Consider the following 16687-nt stretch of genomic DNA (forward strand, 5'->3'; position numbering starts at 1 on the left):
CTCAAGATGAGATTTCCCAATTTAGTAAGACCCCTTGAAGACGACGAGGTTGATAGGTTCGGGGTGGAAGTGCAGCAATGCATGGAGCTGACGAATACTAATCGGTCGAGGGCTTATCCAAATATATACTCAAAAAAGTGAGTTCATCATAGCTGATTCCCAGTTCATGGATGAACTGGTGTCGGAATTGCCACAGGAAGTGGCAGTTTATGATCGACCGAGTACTTTTTCGGGGCCCAGTAACAAATGTAATTCCATTTATAATTCTTTGTTTCGCATCTAGTTTTCAGGGAACACTATACATAATGACGCGGGGTGGAGCAGTCTGGTAGCTCGTCGGGCTCATAACCCGAAGGTCGTAGGTTCAAATCCTGCCCCCGCAACCAATTACATATGGAGCTGTGGTGTAGAGGCCTAACATGCCTGCCTGTCACGCAGGAGATCGCGGGTTCGAATCCCGTCAGCTCCGCCATCAAAAAAGAACTGGAAGTTCTTTTTTTTATGCTTACAAATAAGAGGGATGTTGAACCCAGAAGGGTTCGTCGGAGCATAAACTTCGGGAGGAATACATCGCAGTCTCGTAACGAAGTGAAGAGTATCCCGTCAGCTCCGCCATTAAAATAAGAACCGAAGGAATGAAGGTTCTTTTTTTGTTGGTAACTAGGGATGATGAACCCATAGGGGTTCGTCGAAGCATAAACTTCGGGAGGAATACATCGCAGTCTTTAACTACATGTGGCTAAGGGGTCCCCGGAAAGTAATCGGTGAATACATAGAATCATAAGCGTCACTTTTTGGGGTATATACAGTCAGCTCCGCCATCAAAAAAGAACTGGAAGTTCTTTTTTTCTAGTCTGAAGTTGAATTAGCTATGAAATAGCGGGAATTTTTGGTCTTATCTTTAAAAAATTAGCCCAAAGTAAAAATTAGCGGGAATCCGTGGTCTTATATCATTCATATTCACATCAAACTACCATATCTAGCCTTGAAACAGCAATTTAAGACCATAATTTCCCGTTATATTATGAAATTCTTTAGATCGTACGGAATAAGACCTTTTATTTCCTTTAGTTTTTAGTTTTTCTTTAAGCAAGTCTCCTCTAGTTCCAAAATGAAATAAGACAAAGGGACTTCCATTATGGAGTCCCTTTTATAAATTTTAGATTATTCTATATTAGTCCTTAAATTCTTGATATATAACTACTCTTGTTTGTTTCTGTATCTACGAATGAAAAAGATCACTGTAACTGTAATCAGTCCTAAAATGATTAAAATAGGTGAATTACCAATCAGGAGAATAAATAAATTTGAAAAGAAGTGTATGATTCCATTCATTGAGTTTACAAATTGTTCTTTTGTTTTAGCCCAAACATTTAAATTTTTATTATTTAACTCAGGGACACTGATTTTCTCTTCATTGATGGAAATAGAGACACTTGCCAAGGCACTATGATTTTGTAAGTAAATCATTCTGCCCTTAATTTGCTCAATTTCCTCTTGAATTCTAGCCAGACTATCTGATATTTTTAATAAATCTTCCGTTTTATCTGCATTTTCCATAAACCCTAAAAGTCTTTCTTCAACAATCTCTTTTGATTTCATACGTGACTCTAAATCTACATATTCTTCGGTTACATCTGTACCAGATATATTTCGATTCGTTACATTTATACTTAGAGCTTCTACTTCTTCTAAAAATTTAGTAAATTGAGCTTGAGGAATTCTTACATCAAGTTGTGCACTTATATTTTGTTCTGAATGACGATATACTGATGAATTTACGATATACCCTTTCATATGTAATAAAATTTGCTCTATTTTTTGTTGAGTTTGTAAATAATCCTCTACATCGATAGATAGGTTAGCATTGTAAATGATCATTCTTTCTGTATTTTTTTGAACAGATTCAGACTGTATTTCTTCATAACTTTCATTGGACTCACTAAAATATACATCAGCATCAGCTTCATCAAAAATTGCTTCTTCTCCTGACGATTCCTCAGTTGCGATTGATGATAGATCATTACTAATTTTTTCAACACTACTGCAAGCAGCCAATAGAACCGAAACTACCCCAATCATAAAAATAAACCTTATTTTCTTTTTCATCTGTATTTCCCCCTTTTTATAATGAACGTAGTTAAAATATAAAATGTTTCACCATTAGAATTATTTTATGAATGTTAATTACACGAAATAATCATAATTTCTCAAAGTGAAAAAACCCAAAATATGAAACTTTGATTGTCGTTTCATTTTATGGGTTTTGTTTTCATTACTAATAGTATATGCTTGTTCATTAAATCAATCATCTTTTCTCGGTTTGGTTATAACTCTATAATATCGATCTCCATTTTTTGAATTGTAATAAACTTGTTTACGTTCCTTTGAAATGGGATCAATAAAGATCTCATTTGTTTCTTCATAACCAGGTGGAATTTTATCACCGTCTTGGAAATCTGCTCTTCTATCTAAAAGGGGTTGAAGAAGAAGTGCTCCTAAGATGATCAGAATAGGTGTAAAAGCAAAAAAATAGAAAAAGGAATCCATTATTCATCAGCTACCTTTTCTACAATGACAGCCGTACCATAAGCAGCAACCTCACTTAATTGTCCATTTGAACCAGAATCAAAACGCATCATGATGATGGCGTTTGCACCCATCACACTTGCATTTTCTACCATACGATCAATGGCTTGTTTTCTTGAATCCTCAAGTAATACAGTATATTCTTTTATTTCTCCCCCAACTAATGAGCGTAAACCTGCCACAATGTCATTTCCTATCCCTCTTGCACGTACAACAACGCCAAATACAGGTCCTTTTGTCTCTTTCACTTTGTAACCTTTTAAATTTTCTGTTGTTACAACGATCATGTTATTACCTCATTTCTTTTTTAAAGTGAATGTTTTAGAAAAGTACATATTATTTCATACTATTTATACGATTAGATTCTGTATTGTGTTTCAAATTATTCTTTCCATTTTATGATTTGTTAATGTTCTTATGAGTGTTCGATTTTGATTTAGACATCATTTTGACTATTTAGTGTTTTTTGTTTATGAAATAGGGGTTTTTACCAACCCTTTTCAGGGAGTTCCCCGAATTACATATCCTACCTTTGAATCTACAATAAAAGTATAAATTAATTCTTTCTTAATTATAAGATCTGGAGGAGATTAGGATGCAGAGTTCAATTAAAAGATGGGAACCAGAAGATAAAACTTTTTGGACACAAACAGGAAGGAAAGTAGCGACTAGAAATCTATGGATATCAATTCCAGCTTTATTGTTAGCATTTTGTGTGTGGATGGTATGGTCCGCAGTAGCAGTTAACTTAAACAGTATTGGGTTTAATTTTACTGACAACCAATTATTTACTTTAGCAGCATTACCTGGTTTAGTTGGTGCAACATTGAGAGTGTTTTATAGTTTTATGGTTCCTATATTTGGAGGTAGAAACTGGACGATAATCACAACAGCGTCATTACTAATTCCAGCTATTGGAATAGGGATGGCAGTTCAAGATCCAACAACATCTTTTATGACAATGGCTATTTTATCTGCATTATGCGGATTTGGTGGAGGTAACTTTGCTTCTTCCATGGCGAATATCAGTTTCTTTTATCCAAAAGAGGTAAAAGGAGCAGCATTAGGATTAAATGCAGGCTTAGGTAATTTAGGTGTAAGTGTTGTTCAATTTTTAGTCCCTGTGGTTATAGGACTAAGCATGTTTGGAGTTTTTGGTGGAGAATCTCAAACGATGATTACGGACAGCGGGACAAGAGAAGTGTGGATGCAAAATGCAGCTTACGTTTGGGTTATACCTATTGTAATTACTTGTATCGCAGCCTTTTTTGGAATGAACAATTTAGCTTCAGCTCAAGCTTCTTTTAGAGAACAGGCTGTTGTTTTTAAAAGAAAACATACGTGGATTATGAGTTGGTTATATACGATGTGTTTTGGCTCTTTTATCGGTTATTCTGCAGCATTTCCTTTACTAATCAAAACACAATTTCCTGAAGTAAATCCATTACAATATGCTTTCCTTGGACCATTAGTTGGAGCACTGATTCGTCCTGTAGGAGGTTGGATGGCTGATAAATTAGGTGGAGCTCGTGTTACATTCTGGGATGTTATTATCATGATCATAGCAACTGGTGGAGTCGTTTACTTCTTAAATGCAGATAACTTCTGGGGATTCTTCCTTATGTTTATGATTTTGTTTATAACAACTGGGGTAGCAAATGGTTCTACGTTCCGTATGATTCCAGTTATATTTGAACCGAAAGAAGCAGCTCCTGTGTTAGGTTTCACATCTGCAATCGCAGCTTATGGTGCCTTCTTTATACCTAAAGCGTTTGGTACATCCATTTCTGCAACAGGTTCACCAAATGCAGCACTATATGCATTTATGGCATATTACGTTATTAGTTTGTTCGTCACTTGGTACTGGTATTCACGTAAAAATGCAGAAATCAAATGTTAGGGTGAGGGAATTCCCTGATATCATTTAAAAGAATCATTGTAAAAGATTTATGAATTGAAATTTAAGTGGGGGATCTGCCCTCACTTAAATTCATCTTAAGTTATTAGTATTAACATTTCTGAAAAATTTATCTGGATTTATAAGAAAGGAGGTTTTCCAAATGGGCAGCTTGCAACCAGAGATTGAGAAGCATTTAGAAGGTATTCGATTACTAAGCTCAAGTGATTTTGCAGGATTTGCTATCCTAGATCATCAAGAATATATCATTCGTTGGAAATACGTTTCTGGCAACCGAAACGAGCGTTATAAACGTATAAGACTTCGTCCAGGAAAAGGAATTGCTGGTCAGGTCATTAAACATGGTCGCCCTGTGATATTTGATTCTCAATATGATAAAAGGTTAATTGATCTTCGCGAATACCCCATATTACTCGCTGAAAGTTTGGAAGCTGTTGCCGCTGTACCTGTTACTTTGAAATATGCTGTTACTGGAGTATTGATGATAGGTAGCAGGATCCTAAGAGATTTTGATAAACAAACCGTTGAATTATTAGAAAGCATAGCGGAACAACTGGGTTCTATGATTCAAAATTATAATAAACAAGAAGATAGAGATATATTTCAATCAATTAGAACACCAAATTCAAATAAAACAAATAGAAAGTTAGGAGGTTAACCTGAATGAATACTAAAGTAAATCAAAATCAACCCTCCATTCAAAGAGCGTTTGTTTCTAGGTTTGCGATGCATCTATTTTTTACAATTCTGATTCTTTTCATAATGACTTATGTTGGATCAAGAATGTTTACTCATATGGATTTAAATTTATATGGTTACATGGTGGGTACGTTGGTATTTTTAATCGGTTTATTTTACCGCTTTTTAAGTTGGAGTGAAAGGCCACCTGCAAAATTAATGATCAAAAAAGGAAAAAAACTAATTTTTCGTAAAAAAACGGTTAAAACCACAACCACTGATATCGGAATGCAACGTTTCATATGGAATAGAGGTATTTATAGATGGTTTCAACATATGCTCATGGGATGGGGAGTGATTATCTCTTGTTTTGTAACTTTCCCATTAGTATTTGGATGGATGTATTTTACGATGGATGATAATGGATTTTATACGGTCGTTTTCATGGGCTTAAATTTGATGAAAATCAGTGCGGATGGGTTTTTAGCGTTCCTCTTTTATAACTCCTTAAACATTACAGCAATTATGGTTATTACTGGAGCAAGTATGGCCATTTATAGACGTTTGAAAAATTTGCAAGCTAGGGCTGAACAGACGGTTATATTTGATTTTATGCCCTTATATATGCTTCTTTTTATAAGTATTACGGGATTATTACTTACCGTGAGTAATGTGTTTTTCCATGGTTTTATCCAACCTGAATTATCACTAGTTCATCAATTTTCAGTGATTGTGACATTAATTTACTTACCTTTTGGTAAACTTGCTCATATTCCTATGAGACCTTTAGGTATCTATGTCAAAAACTACAGAGAGCATTATGCAAATCAATCCATGAAAAAATGTAAAGTTTGTAGCAATGAATTTGTATCTACTGAACAATCTAATGATGTGATACATGTCTTAGATCAAAACGCAATTCAATTTAAAAAAGAAGAGGGTTTCCACTTAGCAGAGTTATGTTTACCTTGTCGCCGAAATTATCGGATTTCAAAATTTAGTGGTGTAAAAACTCATCTAACAAAAGCAAAGGAGGCGAATCAAGATGCAAGGGGATAAAGCATTAAGAGAGATTCCGAAGAATGTCATCCATCCAAATGAAGAACTGATTAAAACACATTGTAGTTATTGTGGTATGCAATGTGGGATGAACCTTCGTGTAAACACTAAAACTAATAAAATCATCGGTGTAGAACCCCGATATGAGTGGCCTGTAACAGAAGGTAAAATGTGTCCTAAAGGAGTCACTGCATATCAACAAACAAATCATAAAGATCGCCTTTTAAAACCATTAATACGTGACGATGCTTCTAAAAAAGGAACAAAAGAGGGATTTCGTGAAGCTAGTTGGGATGAGGCTCTTGATCTTATTGTAAAGAACTTTAAAGCATTACAAGAGAAACATGGTGATGATACCTTATCTGTATATAGCGGTGTATCAATGACGAATGAAAAATGTTATTTAACAGGTAAATTTGCAAGAGTAGCATTAAAGACACGTTACATTGACTACAATGGTCGATTTTGTATGGCGAGTGCTGCAGGTGGTTCTTTAAGATCACTAGGGGTGGATCGTGGTTCCAGTTTACCTTGGACCGACTTACACCAAACAGATTGTCTATTTATTGCTGGTAGTAATACAGCAGAATGTCACCCTACTTCTATGTATCGAATATGGGAAGTGCAGAATCGTGGTGGGTATCTGATCGTTGTTGATCCTCGTGAGACACCGATTGCTAGACGTGCTGATCTTCATTTAGATTTAAAACCAGGTACGGATTTAGCTTTAGCGAACTGTATGGTGCATTTATTAATTAAAAATGGGCACATTGATGATGAATTTATTAATCAACATACTAACGGATTTGAAGAAACAAAAGAATTAGTAGAAATTTTCACACCTGAATATACAAGTGAAATTACTGGAGTATGTCCAGAAAAACTGATTAAAGCAGCAGAAATATATGGAAAAGCACCGAATGGCATTGTTCTGTTTGCTAGAGGAATTGAACAACAATCTAAAGGTGTAGATAATGTTTCTGGTTATATTAATATGTCTTTGGTCACAGGGAAAATAGGAAGACCTAAATCAGGTGTGGCTACGTTCACAGGACAGGGAAATGGACAGGGCGGAAGAGAACATGGGCAGAAATCAGATTTACTTCCGGGATATAGAAAGATTACCAATCCACAACATGTAAAGGAAGTATGTGAATTTTGGGGCATTACGCCTGAAGAAATGCCTGGACCTGGGGTTTCCGCATATGAATTGTTCGAACTCATGGAACAAAAGACCATTCGTGGAATGTACTTATTATGTTCAAATCCAGCTATATCTGCACCAAATTTAAATTTTGTAAGAAATGCAATGAAAAATTTAGACTTTATGGTTTGCAGTGATTTCTATTTATCCGATTCTGCGGAGTTTGCTGACGTAGTTTTACCGACTACTACTTGGTCAGAGGATGAGGGAACGGTCACTAACTTAGAAGGAAGAATTATCAAGATTAATCAAGCTCAAAAACCGATTGGAGAGAGTAAAACCGATTGGGAAATACAAGTTGAAATTGCTAAACGATATGGAAAAGGTAAGTATTTTGAACATTTAAAAACGGCAAAAGATGTAGCTGATGAATTTAGATTAGCTACAAAGGGAGGTAATGCAGATTATTCAGGTGCTACATGGGAAAAAATCGAAAAACAAAACGGAGTATTTTGGCCATGTAATGAAGAAAATGCGACTGGAACGCCTCACATGTTTTTGGATAAGAAATTTTATCATCCAGATGGAAAAGCTAAGATTTGTGCACTTCCATATAGACCACCTGCTGAAGAACCAGATGAGAAGTATCCTCTTAGGTTAACAACTGGAAGAGTAGTTTATCACTATTTATCTGGAAATCAGACGAGAAGAATTCCATTTTTAAAAGATATGTGTCCTGAACCCTATGTAGAAATTCATCCAGAAATGGCTATGAAGTATCAGATTGAACATGATGAAGTTATTCGTTTATACACACGACGAGGGGAAGCATATTACAAAGTTAAAATAACAGAAGCGATACGTAAAGATACTATATTTGTCCCATATCATTGGGATCATGAAAAATCTATTAATCTACTAACAATCCCTGCGTTAGATCCGATGTCACGTATGCCGGAATTTAAAGTATGCGCTGCACAAATAGAGAAAAAGTGAGGTGTGAACATATGAAAAAGGTTTTATATATTGAATTAGAAAATTGTATTGGTTGTCGTTCATGCCTTGCTGCTTGTACACAGTGCGGTGGGCATGAACAAAGAAATCGAAATTATGTGATAGATGTAAATCCATTTGTAGACCGTCAAACGATGCCAATGATGTGTTTGCATTGCGAAAACCCTCCATGTGCAAGAAGTTGTCCAGTTCAAGCGATTCAAGTACATGAAACTGGAGCGGTATTATCAGCAATGACTGAAAAATGTCTTGGTTGTCAAAATTGTACGATCGCTTGCCCTTATGGAATTCCAAAATTTGATGTAGAGCAAAACTTAATGTATAAATGTGATTTATGTATAGATCGTACGAAGGATGGTATACCACCTATGTGTGCAAGTGTATGTCCTACGAATACTTTACAATGGGTAACAGAAGAAGAGCTGGCTGTGAAGAAAAGTCAATTTAGATTAAACAATGGAATGATGGCTAGTATGGAAGATCCATATTTGGAAAATAAAACGAATGTACATGTCAGTTTGCCGGGTATATTAGAAGGTAAAGAAAAACTATTTTAAACACCCAAAAAAGTGAAGCAAAACATCTAGCTTTTCAGCACAGGACGTGCTGATCCTACATTAGAACAATAAATTCAAATAATCGTTAGGGAGTGAAAAAATGGATAAAAATAATAAAATCCCTTTTGACGAAGATAATTATACTCATAATATTAATAAAAATAATGAACGGAAATTAGATCGAAGAGGTTTCATGAAAACGATGGTTGGAGCTGCAGGGTTATTTGCAGTTTCTACATTACCATGGGGTTCTATTGCTGCTACAGAGTTAATGGGTTTAAGAGAGAAAAAATATCCCAAAAAAGAAATTATAGATGTAAAAAAATTAAAGGTTGGGGATGCATTTGAATTTGCATATCCCACTGATCATGATTCAGCATTGTTGGTCCGATTAGGTGAAAATGAATTTAAAGCATATCAAAATGCATGTACACATCTTCGTTGCCCAGTTTTTTGGGAACAAAGTAAAAGCGAACTTGTATGTCCATGTCACCACGGCTTTTTTGATGTAAAAACGGGTTCACCAACAGCTGGACCACCTAGAAGACCACTTCCTGAAATTACAATTCAAGTTGAAGCGGGTAAAATCGTAGCAACAGGGGTGAAACGATATGAAACGTAGTTATCGAGGGGTTATTTTACTGTGTGCCGTGCTTTTTTTAAACATTATATTTACTCAAAAAGCGATTCATCAATATTATTATGAAGATTATACAGCGACAGTTATTTATGCAGTATTAAATCTGGTATTATTCCCAGTAGCACTATTCATCTACTATAAAGAAAAGAATGTATAACTGTACCCCATAACCTAATTTGAACTATTTAAAAAGGATGGTGGACTAGATGAATGATTTTCGCATGGAGATATGTTTCATTCAACAAAAAGGGTTAGCATTATCGGATAAAGTAAAGAGACAGATGAGTGAATTATTTGGTAAAGAAGCAGAATGTTTTATAGAAACCAAAGAAAAGGACAATATGGAAATTGCTACAACAGAGATTAGAGGTAAAGGTAGCTGGGAAAATGAAGAGCAATTAATTTCCTATATTGAGGAACAATTGGAATTGGAGATACTAACCTCCATATACGGATATAGTGTTCAAGTGTTTCCAAATAAAAAAGGCTGTCGTCATTGCGGTTAACCAATTTTAACATTTATGATAAACTGATAATTAAAATATCTATATTCATGGGAAGTAGGGATATGATATGACAAAAATTCTTATCGTAGACGATCATGCCGTTGTCAGGACTGGTCTAATGATGTTGTTAGATGCAAATCCACATGTTGAAGTCATTGGTGAAGCTGCAGAAGGTAATGAGGCCATTCAAAAATCACTTGATTTAAAACCTGACGTTGTATTAATGGATCTCAGTATGCCACATGGAAAAGATGGCCTATCAGCTACCACAGAACTTAAAAAAATAATGCCAGAAATAAACATATTGATTCTTACAATGCACGATGATGAAGAATATTTGTTTCGAGTGATTCAAGCTGGGGCTTCTGGATACATTCTTAAAAGCGCTCCACATGAGGAATTATTAAACGCGATTCAATGTGTGGCGTCAGGATCTGCTTATTTATACCCTTCAGCAATCAGAACACTTATGGAGGAGTATTTGGAGAAAGTAAAACAGGGTGAAAACTTTGATACTTTTGATTTATTATCTGATCGTGAAAAAGAAGTACTAACTTGGGTAGCTAAAGGGTATGCCAATAAGGACATCGGTGAGCAATTAAATATTAGTGTTAAAACAGTTGAAACACATAAAAGCAAATTAATGGAGAAGTTGAATCTAAGAACAAGGCCAGAATTAGTGAAATATGCCTTGAAAAAGGGGTTGCTTCATTTTGAATAGAAATAATCTATATCCTGATATTAATCAAAATGTAAAACAACTTCTTTCGAATATAGATGCTAGTATCGTTTCTTCGAAAACAAAGGAAAAATTACAAGAAACATTAAATCAATTGGTGGATCTTAAAACGGCACTAGATGAATCGTCCATCGTGGCAGTAACTGATCAGCATGGCATCATTAATTATGTAAATGATAAGTTTTGTGAAATTTCCAAATATACAACAAAAGAGTTAATAGGACAAAATCATCGTATTGTTAATTCTGGACTTCACTCTGAAGAATTCATGAGAGATTTATGGGATACGATATTGAATGGCAAGGTATGGAAAGGTGAAATAAAAAATAAAGCGAAAGATGGGTCGTATTATTGGGTAAACACAACAATCGTGCCTTTTTTAAACGAAACAAACCAACCTTATCAGTTTTTATCAATTCGGACAGAGATTACAAAGCTAAAACAAGCAGAAAAAGAACTTAAAAACATGATGACTAAATTAATGAATGTGCAAGAGGACGAGAGAAGGAAAATATCTAGGGAATTACACGATGGAATTGGCCAGCGATTGTTTTCTTTACTCATACAAATTGATCAGATATCTCATGACATAGAACATGATAGCTTAGAATTAATGAGGAATGATGTTTCGAATATCATACAAGATATTCGTAACATGTCTTGGGAGCTTAGACCTTCTGTTTTAGATGATTTAGGTGTAGTTCCAGCTATTCGCTCCTACTTGAAGGAATATTCTCAGCATTATGGTATTGAAGTACAATTAGATACGAATATAAAAAAACGTCTGGAAATAGATATAGAAACAACAATTTATCGTGTAATTCAAGAAGCTTTGACGAACATAGGTAAATATGCAGATGTCTCTGAAGCATTTGTGAAAATGATGGAGGATGATAGTAAGATTGTAGTTAGTATTATGGATTACGGTCACGGGTTTGTAAGACAACCTGATATGAAGGGTGTAGGATTATTTAGTATGGAGGAGAGGGCAAGGGCTGTGAATGGACACTTAGAAATAGAATCTGAGCCTGAAAAAGGTACTCAAATTAAACTCACCATAAATAAATCACAAGTGAAGAGTCTTATGTGAGAGGAAGACGATATATGAATGGAAACAAAGATATTCCTTCAAAATTCAAGCGAAACATAGTACAAGTTTCAGAAGCCCAGAAGCTTATATTTAAACATATTCAAAATGTTGATATTGAAAAGGTTCCTTTGATTGAATCGTTTGGGAGGCGATTGGCGCAAGATTTTATTGCCCCAATTGACCTCCCTCATTTTCGAAGATCAGGTATGGATGGTTATGCGATACGATCAATAGATACAAAGGATATCTCTTCCTCAAATCCAATCATATTAGAAGTTATAGAAACAATACCGTCTGGTAAAGTACCTTCACAATCTATTTCAATAAAACAAGCCGCGAGAATTATGACAGGTGCAATGTTACCAGACGGAGCAGATGCGGTCATTATGTTTGAAATGACCGAAGAATTTATTGAAAATGATAAAAAATACATTCGTGTTAAAAGAGAGATTAACAAAAAACAAAATGTAACAAATATTGGTGAAGAAATTGAATCAGGCACTCATTTAATGAACAAAGGAAGGAAAATTGGTGTTGGGGAAATAGCCCTGCTTGCTACGTATGGATATCACTCTATTGAAGTATATAAAAAACCTACAGTTGCTATCATTGCCACTGGATCAGAACTTCAAGATATTCAGGAACCTTTAGAACTAGGGAAAATTAAAAACAGTAATTCTAGCATGATTACTTCTCTTGTATTAGAAGCAGGGGGAAATCCAGTATGGATAGATAAATTGCCAGATGATTTAAATATTGCAAAAAATAAAATATTAGAGTTGATTCAAACCGTAGATGTTGTGATTACCACAGGGGGCGTTTCTGTTGGTGATTATGATATCATGTTTGATTTTTTCCAACAGTGGAAGGCTGGGGAGATGTTGTTCAATAAAGTAGCCATGCGCCCTGGTAGTCCCACAACAGTTGGTGTTTTTCAAAATCACTTTTTGTTTGCATTATCAGGCAATCCTGGTGCCTGTTTTATAGGTTTCGAATTGTTTATCCGTCCTGTTTTAAAAGGAATGCAGGGAGCAAAGCAGTTATATCCGGATACTTTCACAGCGTATCTTGAGGAGGATTTTACAAAAGTAAATGCATTCCAAAGATTTATAAGAGCAAAGAGTAGGATTGATCAGGGTTCTGTGTATGTCAAACCTATTGGTGAGGATAAATCAAGTATTATGGTTTCCATAAAAGATTCGAACTGTTTAATTATAATACCACCTAGTGGTCAAGGATTAAGTAAAGGAGATATGGTTACAGTGATCCGGTTAAAGGAATTGGAGTGATAACATGAAAGAACCAAAAGTCATTCAAATTGTTGGATACAAAAATACTGGGAAAACGACTTTAGTATGCAGATTAATTGAAAAGTTACAAATAGATGGGTTCATGGTTGGAGCGATTAAACATGATGCACATGAGTTTGAGCTGGATATGGAAGGAAGAGATACTTGGATGTATCAGAAGGCTGGTGCAGATAGTATCGCAATTACATCTGATAAAGGAAACGAAACCTGTATTATACACAAAAAATATACACCATTAAATAAGCTAATCATGCAAATGAAGGACAAAGACTTGATCATTGTGGAAGGTTTTAAACTTGAAAAATATCAGAAAATTGTTATGATCAAATCTGAAGACGAAATCGAACTTCTCTCTAGTTTGGAAAATGTCATTGCTGCTGTAACATGGATTCCTGTTAAATTTAATGATCTTCCAGTGTTTTCAATAGATGATATCAATTCAATTTTGTCTTTGATTTATTCACAAAAGTAAAGAACAATATAAAAAGGAGATGTTTTAAGATGATAAAAATACTATTATTTGCTGGTTTAGCTGATGCGGCTGGTGTTCGTGAAATTGAAATAGATCTTATTAAACCGAGTATGACAGTTGAAAGTGTCAAAAAATTGTTGAAAAAACAATATTCTTCAACAGCATTTATAGATGAATTAGATAAAAGCTTTGCTTCGATTAATCAGGAATATGTAGATCAAAATACTGCTGTTTCAGATCATGATGAAGTTGCTTTTATTCCACCTGTAAGTGGAGGGTGATTATCTTTGAGTGGCAACTTCGACATCAGCACATCCACGAAATGGCAAATGTCGAAATCAATCCGTCCCGTTTAAGAGCCGAGACGCCCACCCACACTTAATTCCACTTGTTTTGGCACCTTTATACCACAGCTTCCTAAAACTGGCTTAAATCCACATTTATTTTCCTTATAGCTGCACATTTCTACAATCTTATAGTTCGCCTTATAATAAATCAGGTAGTAAATATAAAACAGCGAAGAAGTGGGACACACTTCCTGCAAGTACAAATAGATGCCAAACTGCATGATGGTAAGGGAATTTTCTCCAAACGTAAAAAATAGTTCCAGCGGTATATAATATTCCCCCGAGCACTAACCAAATAAAACCATTTAACATCATATTCTCATACAAAGGTTTAATACCTATCATAATCATCCAGCCCATTAAAACATAAAAAATTGTAGACATTATAATGAATCTTTTTACAAAAAACACTTTAAAGACAATTCCAATAACTGCCAATCCCCATATGATACCAAATAATGTCCATCCTAATGGTCCTCTAAGTGTTACTAATACAAATGGTGTGTATGATCCAGCAATTAACAAATAAATAGCTGAATGGTCTAACACTTCAAATACATTTTTTGTAACACCTTCTTTAAAACTATGTAATAAGGTGGAAAATACATAAAGTAAAACTAATGAAGTTCCAAATATTGTAAAACTAACAATATGCCATGGAGATCCATATAGACTTGAAAACACGATCAATAAAACAAGCGCTGCAATACTCAGTAAAGCTCCAATGCCGTGTGTGATGGCATTAACTATTTCTTCTTTATGCGAATATTCCATAAAAAAAATCCCTTCCTTTATTATAATTTGATATATAAATCATATCTTAATTCACATTCGTAAATCAATCTTTAAAATTCTTTAAAATTTTTGTTTTCAAATCATCCACAACTAGGTATAATAATACAGGACGATTTTTGTCGAACTATGTTTATAATTAAAATCAGGGGGATTTGAAGACTTATGGACTGGCAGGATTTGATTTTTAAATTTGTAGGTGGATTAGGGATCTTTTTATTTGGTTTGAAGTACATGTCAGAAGGCTTACAGAAAACTGCTGGCGACAAATTAAGAAGTTTGTTATCTAAATACACTACGAATCCGTTATTAGGTGTTTTAGTTGGGGTAGTAGTTACGATATTAATACAATCTTCTTCAGGTACAACGGTATTAGCTGTTGGATTAGTCAATGCTGGGTTAATGACATTAAGACAATCCATTGGTGTTATTATGGGAGCTAACATAGGGACTACAATGACAGCTTTTATCATCGCAGGAGTTAAAATTCAAAACTATGCACTTCCGATAATAGCAGTCGGGGTATTTCTTATCTTCTTTCTAAAGAAAAAATTGTACAATTACATAGGACAAGTCATTTTTGGATTTGGAATGTTATTTTACGGACTGAAAACGATGGGAAGTGGAGTTAAACCACTAAAAGACCTTGAAGTGTTTAAAGATTTTATTATTAATTTGGACAATCCGATTTTAGGTGTAGTTGTTGGAACATTATTTACGGTGGTCGTACAAAGTTCAAGTGCAACGATAGGTATATTACAAACCATTGCTTCAGAGGACTTGATCAATATAAGCCAAGCTTTACCTGTATTATTTGGAGATAATATCGGAACAACAATTACTGCAATTATTGCATCTATTGGTGCCTCAGTAGCGGCTAAACGAGCTGCTGCAGCACACGTAATTTTTAATATAATAGGTGCAACTTTATTTCTAATTTTTCTATATCCAGTAACCAATATAATCATATGGTTAGGGGATTACACTGGAGCGAGTGTTAGTATGCAAATCGCTTACGGACATGGTTTCTTTAACATTACTAACACATTAATACAAATACCGTTCGTAGGATTGTTAGCATATCTTGTTACAAAACTTGTTCCAGGTGAAATGAAGGAATTAGAGTTTGAAGCCAAATACTTAGACGAACGTTTATTATCTAATCCATCTGTTGGATTAGGACAAGCTCAGCATGAAATTATTCGTATGGGTGAATTGGCACGAGAAAGTTTACAGGAAGCTTCGGAATACTTTTTTAATAAAAATGACAAAGCCAGAAATATGGTTGAACAAACGGAAGAGTTAATTAATGAACTTGATAAAAAAACAACAGAATATTTAGTCAAAATTCAACAGAATGAACTTAGTGAAAAAGAATCAGGAAAAGCATCAGTTCTAATGCAGTCAATCAATGATATTGAAAGAATAGGTGATCATTCAGAGAACATTATGGAACTGGCTGATTTATCCATTTTAAAGAAAGCTGAGTTTTCAGATGAAGCATGTTCTGAATTGAAAAAAATGATTAACCTTACAGACAAAACAATTCAGCAATCCATCGAAAGTTTAGAGAATGATGATAAGGAGTTAGCTGAGCAAGTATTAGAAAATGAAGCTGAATTAGATATAATGGAAAAACAATTCCGTAAAGCACATATTAAACGTTTAAATCAAAATTTATGTAGTGGGACCTCAGGTGCAGTATTTTTGGATATCTTGAGTAATTTAGAAAGAATGGGAGATCATTCGAAAAATATTGCTCAATACGTTATTTATGGTGAGTAATGAGATTAATTTTATATATTTAAATTTAAAAAAGTGTGGGTTTATTG

General features: G+C 34.6%; 18 protein-coding genes, 2 tRNA genes and 1 rRNA gene. 17 read left to right on the forward strand and 4 right to left on the reverse strand.

Annotation, left to right across the window (positions count from 1 at the left end; all coding sequences use genetic code 11):
• From EPK97_RS15340 to EPK97_RS15350, 3 genes are all read left to right on the forward strand, one after another.
• A 23S ribosomal RNA gene (locus EPK97_RS15340) occupies positions 1 to 121 on the forward strand; the annotation flags it as partial.
• A 188-nt stretch (positions 122 to 309) separates the two neighbouring features.
• Positions 310 to 386, forward strand: a tRNA-Met gene (locus EPK97_RS15345).
• A 9-nt stretch (positions 387 to 395) separates the two neighbouring features.
• Positions 396 to 472: transfer RNA gene (locus tag EPK97_RS15350), tRNA-Asp, on the forward strand.
• A 728-nt stretch (positions 473 to 1200) separates the two neighbouring features.
• Here EPK97_RS15350 and EPK97_RS15355 read toward each other — a convergent pair.
• The 3 genes from EPK97_RS15355 to EPK97_RS15365 form a co-directional block, all read right to left on the reverse strand.
• Complete coding sequence (locus EPK97_RS15355; protein ID WP_162037510.1) at positions 1201 to 2109, reverse strand: DUF4349 domain-containing protein; 909 nt, start codon at positions 2107 to 2109, stop codon at positions 1201 to 1203.
• 195 nt (positions 2110 to 2304) lie between these two features.
• On the reverse strand, positions 2305 to 2550 hold the full coding sequence (locus EPK97_RS15360; protein WP_162037511.1) for a hypothetical protein: 246 nt from the start codon (positions 2548 to 2550) through the stop codon (positions 2305 to 2307).
• On the reverse strand, positions 2550 to 2876 hold the full coding sequence (locus tag EPK97_RS15365; protein WP_162037512.1) for a YbjQ family protein: 327 nt from the start codon (positions 2874 to 2876) through the stop codon (positions 2550 to 2552). Before EPK97_RS15365 ends, EPK97_RS15360 begins: the two co-directional genes overlap by 1 nt.
• A gap of 308 nt (positions 2877 to 3184) precedes the next feature.
• Here EPK97_RS15365 and EPK97_RS15370 point away from each other — a divergent pair, with 308 nt between their 5' ends.
• From EPK97_RS15370 to moaD, 13 genes are all read left to right on the forward strand, one after another.
• On the forward strand, positions 3185 to 4489 hold the full coding sequence (locus EPK97_RS15370; RefSeq protein WP_162037513.1) for a NarK family nitrate/nitrite MFS transporter: 1305 nt from the start codon (positions 3185 to 3187) through the stop codon (positions 4487 to 4489).
• A 160-nt stretch (positions 4490 to 4649) separates the two neighbouring features.
• Positions 4650 to 5165: a GAF domain-containing protein gene (locus EPK97_RS15375; RefSeq protein WP_162037514.1), complete on the forward strand. Its 516-nt coding sequence runs from the start codon at positions 4650 to 4652 to the stop codon at positions 5163 to 5165.
• Between the two features lie 5 nt (positions 5166 to 5170).
• Entirely contained in the window at positions 5171 to 6244 is a 1074-nt protein-coding gene (locus EPK97_RS15380) for a hypothetical protein (RefSeq protein WP_170295546.1), read from the forward strand.
• A complete protein-coding gene (locus EPK97_RS15385) occupies positions 6231 to 8384 on the forward strand; it encodes a molybdopterin oxidoreductase family protein (RefSeq protein ID WP_162037515.1) in 2154 nt (717 codons plus the stop codon). Before EPK97_RS15380 ends, EPK97_RS15385 begins: the two co-directional genes overlap by 14 nt.
• 11 nt (positions 8385 to 8395) lie before the next feature.
• A complete protein-coding gene (locus EPK97_RS15390; protein ID WP_162037516.1) occupies positions 8396 to 8959 on the forward strand; it encodes a 4Fe-4S dicluster domain-containing protein in 564 nt (187 codons plus the stop codon).
• Positions 8960 to 9059: 100 nt separating this feature from the next.
• Positions 9060 to 9581, forward strand: coding sequence for a Rieske (2Fe-2S) protein (locus tag EPK97_RS15395; protein ID WP_162037517.1), 522 nt, complete (start codon positions 9060 to 9062; stop codon positions 9579 to 9581).
• Positions 9571 to 9756, forward strand: a complete 186-nt coding sequence (locus EPK97_RS15400) for a hypothetical protein (RefSeq protein WP_162037518.1) — start codon at positions 9571 to 9573, stop codon at positions 9754 to 9756. The genes EPK97_RS15395 and EPK97_RS15400 overlap by 11 nt, the downstream gene beginning before the upstream one ends.
• Positions 9757 to 9805: 49 nt before the next feature.
• Positions 9806 to 10105 (forward strand): hypothetical protein, encoded by a 300-nt coding sequence (locus EPK97_RS15405; RefSeq protein ID WP_162037519.1) that lies wholly within the window; start codon positions 9806 to 9808, stop codon positions 10103 to 10105.
• Between the two features lie 67 nt (positions 10106 to 10172).
• Positions 10173 to 10826 carry a response regulator gene (locus EPK97_RS15410; RefSeq protein WP_162037520.1) on the forward strand — a complete coding sequence of 218 codons (654 nt, stop codon included), beginning with the start codon at positions 10173 to 10175 and terminating at the stop codon, positions 10824 to 10826.
• Complete coding sequence (locus EPK97_RS15415) at positions 10819 to 11934, forward strand: PAS domain-containing sensor histidine kinase (protein WP_170295547.1); 1116 nt, start codon at positions 10819 to 10821, stop codon at positions 11932 to 11934. Before EPK97_RS15410 ends, EPK97_RS15415 begins: the two co-directional genes overlap by 8 nt.
• 14 nt (positions 11935 to 11948) lie before the next feature.
• Positions 11949 to 13223, forward strand: a complete 1275-nt coding sequence (locus EPK97_RS15420; RefSeq protein ID WP_162037521.1) for a molybdopterin molybdotransferase MoeA — start codon at positions 11949 to 11951, stop codon at positions 13221 to 13223.
• Between the two features lie 4 nt (positions 13224 to 13227).
• Positions 13228 to 13716 (forward strand): molybdopterin-guanine dinucleotide biosynthesis protein B, encoded by a 489-nt coding sequence (gene mobB / locus EPK97_RS15425; protein WP_162037522.1) that lies wholly within the window; start codon positions 13228 to 13230, stop codon positions 13714 to 13716.
• A 29-nt stretch (positions 13717 to 13745) separates the two neighbouring features.
• Entirely contained in the window at positions 13746 to 13997 is a 252-nt protein-coding gene (gene moaD, locus EPK97_RS15430; protein WP_162037523.1) for a molybdopterin converting factor subunit 1, read from the forward strand.
• Positions 13998 to 14201: 204 nt separating this feature from the next.
• On the opposite strand, the gene trhA is transcribed toward moaD, so the two are convergent.
• Positions 14202 to 14837 carry a PAQR family membrane homeostasis protein TrhA gene (gene trhA, locus EPK97_RS15435; protein ID WP_162037524.1) on the reverse strand — a complete coding sequence of 212 codons (636 nt, stop codon included), beginning with the start codon at positions 14835 to 14837 and terminating at the stop codon, positions 14202 to 14204.
• 183 nt (positions 14838 to 15020) lie between these two features.
• Between trhA and EPK97_RS15440 the strand changes: the two genes are divergently transcribed.
• Positions 15021 to 16640 (forward strand): Na/Pi cotransporter family protein, encoded by a 1620-nt coding sequence (locus EPK97_RS15440; RefSeq protein WP_162037525.1) that lies wholly within the window; start codon positions 15021 to 15023, stop codon positions 16638 to 16640.
• The last annotated feature ends 47 nt before the right edge of the window (positions 16641 to 16687 follow it).

Source organism: Chengkuizengella sediminis (genome assembly GCF_010078385.1).
Taxonomy (GTDB): domain Bacteria; phylum Bacillota; class Bacilli; order Paenibacillales; family KCTC-33759; genus Chengkuizengella; species Chengkuizengella sediminis.